10 protein-coding genes are annotated in these 13,375 nt (G+C 75.9%); 2 read left to right on the top strand and 8 right to left on the bottom strand.

All coding sequences use genetic code 11. The annotated features are described in order from the left end of the window. Positions 1-62 precede the first annotated feature (62 nt). Together ACFU9E_RS25570 and ACFU9E_RS25575 are read right to left on the bottom strand one after the other, a co-directional pair. Entirely contained in the window at positions 63-1,217 is a 1,155-nt protein-coding gene (locus ACFU9E_RS25570) for a serine hydrolase domain-containing protein (RefSeq protein ID WP_380682927.1), read from the bottom strand. Between the two features lie 118 nt (positions 1,218-1,335). Further along, positions 1,336-3,168, bottom strand: coding sequence for a beta-galactosidase family protein (locus ACFU9E_RS25575; RefSeq protein WP_380682928.1), 1,833 nt, complete (start codon positions 3,166-3,168; stop codon positions 1,336-1,338). Positions 3,169-3,410: 242 nt separating this feature from the next. On the opposite strand from ACFU9E_RS25575, the gene ACFU9E_RS25580 reads away from it, so the two are divergent. Further along, entirely contained in the window at positions 3,411-4,817 is a 1,407-nt protein-coding gene (locus ACFU9E_RS25580; RefSeq protein ID WP_380682929.1) for an amidase, read from the top strand. Between the two features lie 16 nt (positions 4,818-4,833). On the opposite strand, the gene ACFU9E_RS25585 is transcribed toward ACFU9E_RS25580, so the two are convergent. The 5 genes from ACFU9E_RS25585 to ACFU9E_RS25605 form a co-directional block, all read right to left on the bottom strand. Next, positions 4,834-6,849 (bottom strand): FUSC family protein, encoded by a 2,016-nt coding sequence (locus ACFU9E_RS25585; protein ID WP_380682930.1) that lies wholly within the window; start codon positions 6,847-6,849, stop codon positions 4,834-4,836. Between the two features lie 84 nt (positions 6,850-6,933). Next, positions 6,934-8,229: an MFS transporter gene (locus ACFU9E_RS25590; RefSeq protein ID WP_380682931.1), complete on the bottom strand. Its 1,296-nt coding sequence runs from the start codon at positions 8,227-8,229 to the stop codon at positions 6,934-6,936. After that, positions 8,226-8,936, bottom strand: a complete 711-nt coding sequence (locus ACFU9E_RS25595; RefSeq protein WP_380682932.1) for an ArsR/SmtB family transcription factor — start codon at positions 8,934-8,936, stop codon at positions 8,226-8,228. Before ACFU9E_RS25595 ends, ACFU9E_RS25590 begins: the two co-directional genes overlap by 4 nt. Positions 8,937-9,009: 73 nt before the next feature. Next, entirely contained in the window at positions 9,010-9,390 is a 381-nt protein-coding gene (locus tag ACFU9E_RS25600; protein ID WP_380682938.1) for a MerR family transcriptional regulator, read from the bottom strand. Positions 9,391-9,426: 36 nt separating this feature from the next. After that, positions 9,427-10,446, bottom strand: coding sequence for an MDR family NADP-dependent oxidoreductase (locus ACFU9E_RS25605; protein ID WP_380682933.1), 1,020 nt, complete (start codon positions 10,444-10,446; stop codon positions 9,427-9,429). A gap of 304 nt (positions 10,447-10,750) precedes the next feature. On the opposite strand from ACFU9E_RS25605, the gene ACFU9E_RS25610 reads away from it, so the two are divergent. Further along, the gene (locus ACFU9E_RS25610; RefSeq protein ID WP_380682934.1) at positions 10,751-11,494 is read left to right on the top strand and encodes a PIG-L deacetylase family protein; all 744 of its coding nucleotides are present in this window, start codon (positions 10,751-10,753) and stop codon (positions 11,492-11,494) included. Here ACFU9E_RS25610 and ACFU9E_RS25615 read toward each other — a convergent pair. Beyond that, positions 11,491-13,368 (bottom strand): SpoIIE family protein phosphatase, encoded by a 1,878-nt coding sequence (locus ACFU9E_RS25615; RefSeq protein WP_380682935.1) that lies wholly within the window; start codon positions 13,366-13,368, stop codon positions 11,491-11,493. The genes ACFU9E_RS25610 and ACFU9E_RS25615 overlap by 4 nt on opposite strands. Between the last annotated feature and the right edge of the window lie 7 nt (positions 13,369-13,375).

Genomic DNA, 13,375 nt, shown 5'->3' on the forward strand with positions numbered 1-13,375 from the left:
GCCGCGTCGCACGCGCCGCTCCCCGGGCCCGATTTCGCGGGAGGGTCAGGCCCGCCGGACGGTCAGCCGGCCGCCCTGCGCACCGCCTCGGCGGCGCGGACGGCGGCCTCGGCCAGCCGGTGGTTCTCCGGACCCAGCGGCAGCGAGGTGAACCGGCGCCGGGTGTAGCCGTAGGCGACGCCACTGCGCGGATCGGCGAAGGACTGCGCACCCGACGCGCCGCTGTGCCCGAAGGCCTCCGGCCCGAGGAACGGGAAGCGCGCGCTCTGCGCCTCGAAGCCGAGGCCGAAGTGGTCCTCCTCGGCGGTCACCACGTCGGTGCCCCGGGTGCTGACCCGCCCGAACTCGGCGATCGTGGCCGGGGTCAGCAGCGGCGCCCGCCCGTCCGACTCCTGCGCCGCCGCCGCGTACATCGCCGCCAGGCCCCGGGCGTTGCCCACGCTGCCGGTCGAGGCCGGGCCCTGTGCCCGCACCGACCGGCGGTTGGCGAACTCCACCAGGTCGGTGGGCGGGGTGGCGTTCAGGTTGAAGGCGACCGCCATCAGGCTGTCCGGCGCCGGCGGCGCGGCCGGCCGCCCCGGCACCGGGACCGCCGGAAGGATCGGCAGGTAGCGCGCCTCCAGCTGCTGCGGCAGACCGAGGAAGAAGTCGAGCCCGAACGGCGCCCGGATCCGCTCCTCGAACAGCTCCTGGATCGTGCGACCGGTCCGCCGGCGGACCACCTCGCCGGTCAGCGCGCCGATCACGAAGGCGTGGTAGCCGTAGGCCGTGCCGGGCTCCCAGTAGGGCTTCTGCGCGGCCAGCCGCTCGGCCAGCCGCCGGTCGTCCGCCAGCTCCTCCGGGGTGAAACCGCCCTCGACGCCGATCAGCCCCGAGCGGTGCTCCAGCAGCTGGCGCAGGGTCAGCCCGCCCTTGCCCTCGGCCGCGAACTCCGGCCAGTGGCGGGACACCTCCTCGTCCAGCGCGAGCACGCCCTCCTGCACCAGCAGCGCCACCACCAGGTGCGCCGCCCCCTTCGCGGAGGAGTAGAGCGCGAACAGCGAATCGCCCGACACTCCCTCGCCGGCCCAGAGGTCGACCACCCGGCGGCCGTCCAGGTGCACCGCCAGCTGGGCGCCGCCGCCCGCCGGCTCCTCGGCCACCACCGCGGCGAACTCCTCCCGCACCCGCTCGAACCCCGGTGCGACGCTTCCGCCCACGGTGCTTCCGGCTGCCATGCTTCCCCCTCGTCCGCTGCTCCCCGGTGAACGTGATCACCGTCTGCCGGACCGTCAACTGCGTCCGGGGCCGAACTATTCCGGCCCCGGACGGGTGGGCGACGCCGGTGTGTTCGGCTCAGTAGTCGGCGCTGGGGGCGCGGGTGGTGGGGCCGAGGTCGGGCTCGTCGCGGAGTTCCAACGAGCCGCCGTGGTGGGCGAGTTCGAGGACGATGAGGGTGTTCCGGCCCGGCCGCCAGAGCGGCGCCGGGGCGTAGAGGGTGCGCTGCGGGCCCTCGTCGGTGTAGCGGCCGAGCAGGAAGCCGTTCAGCCAGAGCAGGCCGCGGCCCCAGCCCGGGAGGGCGACGAAGGCGTCGGCGGGGGTGTTGCCGGTGGCGCCGCCGGTGTCGTCGGCCGCGTCGAGGTCGGTCTCGAAGCGGTGGAAGACCGGATCGCCGTCGACGGGCTCCGGGCCGTCGTCGTGGAAGGCGAGCGGGCCGAGGTCGGTGAGCGGCAGCGGGCGGATCTCCCAGCCGTGCAGGCGCTGGCGCTCGTGCGAGACACCGCGCCGGATGCCCTTGCGGTCGTCTATCTGGGGGCCGTAGTTGGTACGGCCGAGGGCCTCGACCAGGATGTCCAGGGCGACTCCGGCCGGACCGGTGGCCAGCGGGAGGGCCGCACCCGGGTCGTTGCGGTCCAGCACGCCGAGTGGGCGGCCGTCGGCGAACACCTGCGCCCGGTCGCCGATGCCGTCGACGCGCAGCGGGAGTGCGGGGCGCGGACCGGGGACGCGGGTGCGGTAGTGGATCAGGCCGAAGGACTGGCCGAGGCGCTCCATCGGCTCGGGAGTGGGGCGGTGGACCGGAGCGGACAGGGCGTCGAGGGAGTCGAGCAGCCGGGCCCGGCCGCTCGCGCCGTCGAGCCGGCGGGGCGCCAATCGGGGTGGCCGGGGAGGAAGTTCACCCTCCGGCAGCGGGACGTACCTGCCGATGACGGCGCGCAGGGCGTGGAACTTCTCGGTCAGCTCGCCCGCCTCGCCGATCGGCGCGTCGTAGTCGTAGCTGGTGACGGTCGGCTCGTAGCCGGCGGTGTCGGGGCCGGTGCCGGAGTGGTTGGCACCCGCCCAGAAGCCGAAGTTGGTACCGCCGTGCGCCATGTAGAGGTTCACCGAGGCGCCGGTGGCGAGCAGCTCGTCCAGCGACTCGGCGGTCTCCTTGGCGTCCCGGACGTGGTGCGGATCGCCGGTCCGGTCGAACCAGCCGATCCAGAACTCCATGGCCGCCAGCGGTCCTTCGGGCTGTTGGCGGCGCAGCACCTCGAAGCGCTCGGGGGCCCGGGAGCCGAAGGTGGCGGTCGCGAGCAGGCCGGGGATCGCGCCGCCCTGCTGCATGAAGTCCTCGGAGCCGTCGGCGGTGAACAGCAGGCAGTCCACCCCGCGCGCCAGCAGGCCGTCGCGCAGGTGCGCCAGGTAGGCGGCGTCGGTGCCGTAGCTCCCGTACTCGTTCTCCACCTGGACGGCCACCACCGGTCCGCCCCGGCTGCCCAGCAGCGGCAGCAGCTGCGGCACCAGCGCGTCGAACCAGCCGTCCACCGCGGCGAGGAAGGCAGGGTCGGAGCAGCGCAGCCGGATCCCGTCCACGGCCAGCAGCCGGGCCGGCAGGCCGCCGAACTCCCACTCGGCGCAGATGTACGGGCCGGGGCGCAGGATGACGTCCAGCCCGTGCCGCTCGGCGAGCCGGACGAACCGGGCGACGTCCCGCCAGCCGGTGAAGTCCACCTCACCGTCCGGCAGTTCGTGGAAGTTCCAGGGGATGTAGGTGTCCACCGTGTTGACGCCGAGAGCGCGCAGCCGGGCCAGCCGGTCGTCCCACAGGTCCGGGTGGACCCGGAAGTAGTGCAGGGAGCCGGAGACGATGCGGTGCGGCGCGCCGTTGCGGCGGAAGCCGCCGGCGTCGAAGTCGAGCTCGATCATGCGGACCAGCTTTCGGGGGTGACGCGGGCTTCGGTCGGGTTCTGCTGCGTCGGAAGCCGGCCCCCGGGGCATCGGCCCACCGTGCCGACCCTCGTCCAGCCAGCGTATAACGAGCCGGCACACGGGGTGTTCCAGGTGGCCGCCCCGTCCTAGACTGCTCAGCTCGCACGGCATTACCGACGGGTAGGTAGGTATCCGCGGGTGCCGTCACCGACCGGCAGCAGGCAGGGATGGGAGTCCGGATGGCCGACGAGCGGGTGCACGCCTACGGGGACGACGCGCTGGGGGAGCACGACGCCGTGGCCCTGGCCGCCCTGGTGCGGGCCGGCGAGGTGAGCCCCGCCGAGCTGGCGGCGGCGGCCGCGGCCCGGGCCGAACGGGTCGACGCGGTGCTCGCCCCGGTCGCCTTCGCCGCGCGCGGCGGGCCGTTCGGCGTGCACGGCGCGGGGGCGGACGCGCCGCTGTACGGCGTGCCCAGCTACCTCAAGGACAACACCGACCTGCGCGGCATGCCCACCGGCCAGGGCAGTTCGGCCTTCCGCGCCAAGCCCGCCCGCCGCACCGCCGGCTTCGCCGAGCAGTTCCTCGGCACCGGACTGTCCGTCCTGGGCAAGACCCGGCTGCCGGAGTTCGGCCTCAACGCCTCCACCGAGTTCGCCGCGGCCCGCCCCGTCCGCAACCCCTGGCGGACCTCGCACTCGCCGGGCGCCTCCTCGGGCGGCGCGGCGGCGCTGGTCGCCGCCGGCGTGGTCCCGATCGCGCACGCCAACGACGGCGGCGGCTCGATACGGATCCCGGCCGCCTGCTGCGGACTGGTCGGCCTCAAGCCCACCCGCGGCCGGATGGTGCCCAACGCCCAGGGCCGCCGGCTGCCCGTCGACCTGGTCACCGACGGCGTGCTGACCCGTTCCGTGCGCGACACCGCCGCGTTCTTCGCCGCCGCCGAACGCCACCACCGCAACCTCGCGCTGCCCCCGCTCGGCCTGGTCCGGGGCCCCGGCACGCGCCGGCTGCGGATCGGCCTGGTGGTGGACTCCCCGACGGCGGCCACCGACGCGCCGACCCGGGCGGTGGTCGAGGAGACGGCCGCCCGGCTCGCCGCGCTGGGCCACCGGGTGACGGAGGTGCGGCTGCCGTTCGGGGAGGAGTTCTCCCGCGACTTCGTCCTCTACTGGGGCTACATCGCCTTCCTGATCGCCGCCACCGGCCGGCTGGTCGTCGACCCCGGTTTCCGGGCGTCCCGGCTGGACGGGCTGACCACCGGCCTGCGGCGGCTCTTCCACCGCGAGTTCGCCCGGGTCCCGGGCGTGGTACGGCGGCTGCGCGCGGCCGAGCGGACGTACGCGGAGCTGTTCCGCGGCCAGGACGCGATCCTGTCGCCGGTGCTGGCGCACGTCGCGCCACCGATCGGCCATCTGAGCCCGAACGTCCCGTTCGAGGAACTGATCGAGCGGCTCACCCGCTACGTGGCGTTCACCCCGGTCAACAACGTCACCGGCGGCCCCGCCATCGCCCTGCCGGCCGGCGCGAGCCCGGACGGCCTGCCGATCGGCGTCCACCTGTCGGCGGCCCACGGCGAGGAACGGCTGCTCCTGGAGCTCGCGTTCGAGCTGGAGGCGGACCGGCCCTGGCGGCGGATCCAGGACTGACCGCGCCGGCGGGCGGTCAGCCGAGGACCGGGGAGGCGATGGCGCAGGCCGCGCGGACCTCGCGGCGCAGCGGGCCGAGCACGTCGTCGGCGGGCGGGGCGGAAACGTCATCGGCGGGTGCCCCGGGCGCGCCGGGCGCGTCGTCGGGCGGGGCCGGCAGCGGGGTGCCGGTCCGCAGCGCCTCGGCCAGCGCGGCGAGGTTGGCGGCGATGGCGGCGACCTCCTGCGGGGGCGGCGCCGGCACCCCGTGCTCGACCCGCACCCGGGTGGCGGTGGTCGCCTCCACCACCCGCTCCACCGCGATCACCAGCGGCCACCACGCCGCCGCCCGGGTGCCGGTCGGCGGCGGCTCGGTGAGCGCGCGCTGGAACTCGGAGCGGACCGCGGAGAGGTCGCGGTAGAGCCGCCGGCGCCGGCGCGGCCGGGACGGCTGGTCGCGGCCGGGGGCGGCGGCGAAGGCCAGCGCCACGTACCCGGAGGCGTCCGCGACGGCGTCGGCCAGCCGGTCGCCGATCCGGGTGTGCCAGGACTCCGGCCAGCACAGGTAGCCGGCCACCAGGGCGATCGCGCAGCCGATCAGTGAGTCGTACAGCCGGGGCAGTACCAGCCCGAAGCCCTGGTGGTTGAGCAGGTCGGAGAGCAGCAGGATGACGGGGGTGATGGCCGCCGTCTGGAACGCGTACCCCTTCGCGGAGAACGCCGGGATCAGCGTGGCCAGCAGCGCCACGGTCGGCACGTCCCACCAGCCGCGCGGCACCTCGGCGAGCACCGGGACGGCGATCAGCAGCCCGAGGGCGGTGCCGAAGGCGCGCAGCACGGCGCGCGAGAACACCGAGCCGAAGTCCGGCTTCAGGACGAAGGTGACGGTCAGCGCGACCCAGTACGAGCGGGGCACCGGCAGCACCGAGACCAGCACCTGGGCCAGCCCGATGCACAGCGCCAGCCGCAGGCCGTAGCGCCAGGACGCGCCGGACAGCAGCGCCGCCCGCGTCGCGCGCCGGGCCCGCTCGCCGGGGGCGGCGGGGCGCCCGAGCCGGTCGGGGTCGGCGTCGGCGCGCCCGGGCTCGGCGTCGACGGCCGCCGCGTACCGCAGGGCCTGGTCCAGGGCCCGTTCGGAGGGGCCGGTGGGCGGTGGCAGGGTGAGGAAGGCGGCGGGGTCCTCGCCCGGTGCGGGGGCGGCCCGGCCGCGTTCGACGGCGTCGGCGAGCGCCAGGACGGCGGCCGGGTAGGCCTCCGGCAGCGGGCCGAGCCGGGCGACCGGGCGCAGTTTGGCGGCGGAGGCCGCCTCGACGACCGGTATCAGCGCGTTGAGCCGGGCGATCAGCCGGGCCAGTCCGGGCGAGCGGCCGTGCCGGCGGGTGCGGTGGGCGAGCAGCAGGTCGTACGAGGCGTTCAGCGACTGGGTGACGGCGAGGCGCCGTTCGTCGTGCTCCGGGGTGCCGGCGGCGCGGACGAAGGCGGCGACCGCCCGGTAGCTGCCGGCCACCGCCGTCCGCTCCGGCAGGCCGCCGCGCAGCGGCCAGGCGAACAGGGTGAGCAGCAGCACCACGGCCCCGCCGGCGAGCAGCAGCAGCGGCGCCGTCCACCACGGGTGCGGCATCGGCAGGCCGGCGCCGACGACGGCGTTGAGCAGGAGCAGCAGGCCGCAGACGGAGGCGACCGAGCCGATCGAGGAGATCATCCCGGAGACCAGCGCGACCAGCGTGAGGACGGCGACGGCCGTCCAGTCGCGCCCGAACACCAGGGCGCCGAGGGCGATGCCGGCGGCGCCGAACAGCTGCGGCACGGCGATGTTGAACACCCGCATCCGGTAGGCGTCGGCGGTGTCGCCGATGACGGCGGACAGCGCGCCCATCGACGCCAGCGCCCCGTACGCGGGCCTGCCCGCCGCCAGCCCGACGGCCAGCGGCGCCGCCAGGGCGACGGCGGCCCGGGCCACCGCCGCCCACGGGACGGGCGCCGGCTGTGGCCGCATCCCGGCGGTCAGCCACTTCGGGGGTGAGAGCCGGCCGGCCGGCGTGTCCTGTGCCATGGCGTCAACCTACGGCGCCCGCGCACCCCGCCCCGGCCACGGCACGCGCGGGCGTTCCGGGAGCCGACACGCTGCCGGGCCGCGTCAGGCGGAGGCCGCTGCGGGGGCCGGGAACGGGGCGTCGGCCGGGCGGGGCGTGGAGGGCAGGTCACGGGTGCGGCCGACGGGGGAGAGGAGCAGGACGAGCGCCGCCAGCGGCACTCCGGCGGTGGTGATCCACAGCGCGGGGCGCAGTCCGAGCACGGTGCCGAGGACACCGGCCAGCAGCGCGCCGAGCGGGATGGTGCCGTAGCTGAGCACGGCCCCGCCGGCGCTGATCCGGCCGAGCAGCTCGGGCGGGCAGTAGCGCTGCTGGAAGCCCGACTTGATGACGTTCCCGGCCACCACGCCGACCGAGATGCCGAACCCGCCGACGGCGTAGCAGAGCACGCCCGCGCCGGGACCGGTGAGCGGGATCAGCAGGGCGGACGAGCACAGGCCCAGTTCGAAGAGGATCATCGCGCGCGCCGTGCCGATCCGCGCGGAGACCCGGCGGGCCACGAAGGCACCGAGCACGCCGCCGCTGCTGACCGTCGCGATCAGGGCGCCGACGGTGCCCGGTGCGAGGCCGACCTCGCGGACCAGGAAGGCGACCTGGATCGACTGGTAGCCCATCAGCGCCAGGTTGGACGCGCCGGCGAACAGGGCGAAGGTGCGCAGCCAGGGGTCCCCGGTGAGCAGCCGCAGGCCCTCGCCGACCTCGCGGCGCAGCGAGCGGTCGGCGGCGGGCTCGTGCGGTGTCTCACGGTGTCGGATCCGGCCCAGGCAGAGCAGCGAGACCAGGAAGGTGGCGGCGTTGGCGAACATGCCGTTGGCGGCGCCGGCGAGTTGGGCGATCAGGCCGCCGGAGCCGAGGCCGGCGATCTGCGCGGCGGAGGCGCTGCCGTGCAGCTTGGCGTTGCCCTCGGGCTGGTCGGCGGGGGACAGCAGGTCGGGCAGGTAGGCGGTGTAGGCGGTCTGGAAGAAGACGGCCGCGGTGCCGGTGAGCAGCGCGACGGCCAGCAGCAGTCCGACGCTGAGCCGGCCCGCCCACCCGGCGACGGGCACGGCGGCGAACAGGACGAGCGAGACGGCCGCGGCGGCCAGCATGACCGGGCGGCGCCGTAAGCGGTCCACCCAAACGCCGGCGGGCAGGCCCATGACCAGCCAGGGCGCCCAGGAGGCGGCGCTGAGCAGGCCGATCTCGAAGGTGGAGGCGTGCAGTTCGGAGACGGCGATCAGCGGCATGGCGACGCCGGTGACGGAGGCGCCGAACTTGCCGGCCGTCTCGCCGCACCAGAGCAGCCGGAAGTCGCGGTGGCGGCGCAGCAGGCTGCGGGGGGCGGTGGCGTCGCGCTTCATTCGGCGGCCCCTTCCCGGCCCTCGGCGTCCCGGGTGTCCTCGGCGCTCGCGGTGTCCTCGCGGCTCACGACGCTCGCGGTGCCTCCGGGTTCGCCGGGGCCCGGGGGCTGCGGGCGGCGCGGGAAGGACTGGAGCTGGACGACGACCGGCAGCGCCGTCGGGTCCGGCTCGGCGTCCGGGTCCGGACGATGGCGCTGGACGACGGCGAACAGCTCGTCGTTGAGCGCCCGGAGCTGGGCCGGCGTCAGCCGCAGCCGGCTCCAGTCCGAGATGGTGCCGGCGCTGCGCCACTCGTCAGGCCAGTCCTCGGTGATGTAGGTGTTGATCCGGTTGAAGTACTGGCCGACGAGTTCGTGCAGGTAGAGCGAGACCGCGCCGCGGGAGTCCGGGTCGTCCCGGAAGTCGGTGGTGTTGAGCTGGTTGGTGACGGGAGCGCGCCGCCACCAGCGCTCGCGCTTGGTGCCGCGGCCGGTCTCCTCCTCGATGAACCCGTGCTCGGCGAGGTGGCGCAGGTGCCAGCTGACGGTGCCGGTGTTCTCGCCGAGCCGCTCGGCGAGCCGGGTGGCGGTGGCCGGGCCGTCGAGGTTCAGCAGTTCGAAGATCTTCATCCGCAGCGGGTGCGCGAGCCCGCGCAGGCTGCGCGCGTCCAGGCGGCGCATCGGCCGGTCGGGCGTGCCGGGCGTCGTGGGGTTCTCCTCGGTGGGCATGACGGAATCGTAAGATGCAGAGAGTTCTCTGCATAGGGGTCTCTGCAGAGAACTCTCTGGAAGTGGTGGGCGGCTACCGCTCGACGGTTCCCGTGTGCCGGGCCAGGGCCTCGCGCAGCCGGGTCAGCCGTGCGATCTCCGTGTCCAGGGCGGCGAGGCGCTGCTCGATCACCGGGGCGAAGGTGTCCGGACCGAAGTCCCCCTCGGACGCGCAGCTGCGCGGCGGGTCCGCGGCGAGCAGGTCCAGCCGGTGCGCCCGGCTGGCGAGGTCCTCGACGGTCAGGCCGAGGGCCAGCAGCGCCCGGATCACCCGCACCCTGGTCACCGTGTCCGGCCCGTACTCGCGCTGCCCGGCGGCGGTGCGCACGGGCGGCGGCAGCAGGCCGCGCTCCTCGTAGAAGCGCAGCGCCCGCGGTGTGGTGCCGGCCGCCGCCGCCGCGTCCCCGATCCTCATCCGTCCCGTCATCCGCCCCTCCCCGAGCGTCCCTGCCTACAGCTCCACGACCATGGCGCCGAAGACGTCACCGTCGATCAGCCGGGACAACGCCCCGGGCGCCTGCCCGATGCCCGGCAGGACCGTCCGGGGGACGGCCAGCTCGCCGGCGCGCAGCCAGCCGCCGAGCCGCTCGAGCCACTCCGGCTCCAGCTCCGCGTACCGCTGCCCGCTGACGCCGTGCACGGTGACGCTGCGGGTGAGCAGCCGGAAGGTGTCCACCACGGCCGGCGCGTCGGCGCCGCGCCGGGCCGGGTCCATCTGCCCGGCCAGCGCCCCGATCAGCGCGAACCGCGCGCCAGGACGGGCGGCGTCGACGGCCGCCGTCAGCTGCTCGCCGCCGACCATGTCCAGCAGCACGTCGACGCCGTCCGGGGCGGCCTCGGCGAGCTGCCCGGCGATCGGCCCCGCCCCGCGCACCAGCACGGTGTCGTAGCCGAACTCCTCGGTCAGCCGCCGCGCCTTGGCGGCCGAGCCGGCGGTGCCGATCACCCGGGCCGCCCCGAGCAGCCGGGCCATCTGCCCGGACACCGTGCCGACCGCCCCCGCCGCGCCGGTGACCAGCACGACGTCCCCCTCCCGGACCCGCGCCGCCCGGGTCAGCGCGCCGTAGCCCGCGAGGCCGGGGGAGAGCAGGGCGAGCGGGTCGGGGAAGCCGTCGGCCACCCGGGTGAACGCGGCGGCCTCGGCCACCGCGTGGTCGCGCCAGCCGAGCAGGTGGGTGACCAGGTCGCCGGGCCGCAGCGGTCCGCCGGCCGGTGCGGCCAGCACCTCGCCGAGGGCGGGCCCGGCCAGCACGTCGCCGGGGCGGATGGTGAAGGGCGCGTCGGCGACGTCGCCGCCGATCAGGGTGCGCAGACCGGGGAAGACCAGGAAGGCCCGGTTGCGGACGAGCACCTCGTCCGGGCCCGGCGCGGCGAGCGGGCCCTCGACCAGGGCGAAGCTCGCGGGGGTGGGCAGACCGGCGGACTCGGCGACGAGCCGGACCTCGCGGACGGTGGCGGGGAAGGACGGCATCAGTGGACTCCAGGGCGTGCGTCGGGGCGGTGGCACGGCGGCCGTTCGGCCGCGCGGTGCGGGGACGCTAACCCCTGCCCCGCGCGTCAGGGGCAAGTCCGTCACCGCGCCTGCGATCGCCCGGCAGGCCGTCCGATGATCTTCTAGAGTCACGTCCGGTGTGACCGTACGACCGCACCGCCGCACACCTGCACGCCCGCACACCTGCACGACCGCAAAGCCGCACGACCGCAAAGCCGCACGACCGCAAAGCCGCACGGCCGCACGACCGCACGCACCGGCACCACGGAAAGGCAGCACCACCATGACCGAGCAGCAGGCACCCACGCCCCTCCAGCCCGTCGACGAGGACTGGCGGACCGCCCTGGTCGTCGTCGCCCACCCCGACGACATGGAGTACGGCGGGGCCGCCGCCGTCGCCCGCTGGACCGACCAGGGCAAGAAGGTCGTCTACGTGATGGCCACCAGCGGCGAGGCCGGCATCGACGGCATGGACCCCGAGCACTGCGCCCCGCTGCGCGAGGCCGAGCAGATCGCCTCCGCCGCCCTCGTCGGCGTCGACACCGTCGAGTTCCTCGGCCACCCGGACGGCGTCGTCGAGTACGGCCTGCCGCTGCGCCGCGACATCGCCCGCGCGGTGCGCCGCCACCGTCCCGACATCGTCATCACCAGCAACTTCCGCGAGACCTGGGGCGGGGTCTTCCTCAACCAGGCCGACCACATCGCCGTCGGCCGGGCCACCCTGGACGCCGTGCGGGACGCGGGCAACCGCTGGGTCTTCCGCGAGCTGGTCGACGAAGGGTACGAGCCCTGGGACGGGGTCAAGCAGATCTGGGCGGCCGGCTCGCCCGAGTCCGGGCACGCGGCGGACACCACCGAGCACTTCGACCGCGGCGTCGCCTCGCTGGAGGCCCACAAGGCCTACCTGGCCGGCCTCGGTGGCGCGATGGCGGACGCCCGGGGCTTCCTGGAGGGCGTCGGCCGCGGCGCGGGCACCCGCCTCGGGACGCGCTTCGCCGTCGCCTTCGAGGTCTTCCCGCTCCGCTAGAGCGTCGAGTCGCCCGGGGAGCGGGCCGCCGAGCGGGCCGGGTTGCGGCGCAGGGCGAGGATCGTGAGGTCGTCCCGGCGGCGGCCGCGGCTGTGGCGGCGGACGTCCTCGTCGACGGCCTCGGGGAGGGTGTCCGGGGTGTGCCCGGCCAGGGCGGGCAGCCGCTGCTCGACCGGGTAGAAGACGCCGCTGCCGTCCGCGGCCTCGGTGACCCCGTCGGTGAACAGCAGCAGCGTCCCGTCGGCGGGCAGGTCGAACCACTGGACGGTGCGCACCTCTCCGGCGAGGTCGGCGAGCCCGAGCGGGACGCCGGGCGCCAGCGGGACGGCCGTCGCGCGGTCGCCGATCAGCAGGTACGGGGCGAGGTGGCCGCAGTTGACCGCCTGGACGGCGGCGGTGCGGTCCAGGCAGAACACGGTGGCGGTGACGAAGCGCTCGGCCTCGCCGCTCTGCGCCGCGTACGTGTTGTGCCGGGTGACCGCGTCCTCCAGGGCGAGGACGACGTCGGTGAGCGCCGGCTCGCGGAAGGCCGCCTCGCGGAAGGCGCCGAGCACGGCGAAGCCGGTGCCGATCGCGGGCAGGCCCTTGCCCTGGACGTCGCCGATGACCACCCGGGTGCCGTACGGCGTCTCGGCGATGTCGTAGAGGTCGCCGCCGACCATGGCGTCCTCCTCGATCGGCCGGTAGCAGCCGTGCAGCAGCACGTCGGAGGTCAGGGCGGGCAGCGGGCGCAGCAGCTGGCGCTGGAGGGCGACGGCGCTCTGCCGCATCCGGTGCAGGTCGCGCTCACGCTGGATGCGGCGCGCGCACAGCGCCACGGCGACGCCCGACGAGCCGACGACGGTGGCCACCGTCAGTGCCCGGCCGTTGACCGACTCCGGGGGGAAGAACACCGAGCTGATGATGATGACGCCGGTGACCCAGACGGCGGCGGCGACGGTCTGGGCGAGCGTGCCCAGACCGGCCAGCAGCGCGGGGACGAACACCAGCAGCAGGACCAGCCGGGCGCTGGTGCCGCCCGCCGCCTGCGCGGCCAGCACGAGCACGGTGGCCAGCAGGACGGCGAGGACGACGGTCCGGTTGGCGGGCGTGCGCAGCGCCCCGGCGCTCCCGGGACCCCCGCGTGTCCCGTGCTCGGCCATCCTCGCCTCCCAGGTGATCGTTCCCAGGCTCACCGGTCGGGGCGTGCGTCGCAACCGCGCACGCCCCTGGTGGCCGCGCAGCAGCCGGTGGGCGGCGAGCAGGACGACGAGCAGGCCGAGCGCGAGCAGCAGCCACAGCTGGTAGCGCACCGCCGTCCGCCAGACGGTGCCGACATGGGCGCCGGCCAGGTACCCGACGGTGGCCCACACGCCCACCCACAGCGCCGCGCCGAGCACGTTGAACACCTGGAACCGGGGCCACGGCATGCCGCTCGTCCCGGCGATGATGCCGTTGGTCTGCCGCAGCCCGTCGAAGAACCGGGCGACCGTCACCACCTTGCCGCCGTGCCGCTCGAAGAACACCTCGGCGCGGGCCGTGCGCTCCGGCGTGAGCCACACGTACCGGCCCCAGCGGTGCACGAAGGCGCGCCCGCCGGTGCTGCCGATCAGATGGCCGAGGGTGTTGCCGAGCACCGCCGCCGCGAAGGCGATCGCCACCACGGCGGCGAGGTCCAGGTGGCCGGTGCCGGCGAAGACGGCGGCCAGCACCAGGACGGTCTGCCCGGGCGCGGGGACCGCGCAGTTGTCGAGCAGGACGAACAGGGCCAGCGCCGGGTAGCCGTAGTGCTCCAGCAGCGGCGCGAGCGCGGCCAACGGCCCCGGCAGCGCCGGCGCGCCGTCGGCCGGGGCGGCCAGGGCGCCCAGGGCAGCCGGGGCGGCCGGGAGCGGCACGGCTCAC

Source organism: Kitasatospora sp. NPDC057595 (genome assembly GCF_042800875.1).
In the GTDB taxonomy this organism is placed as follows: domain Bacteria; phylum Actinomycetota; class Actinomycetes; order Streptomycetales; family Streptomycetaceae; genus Kitasatospora.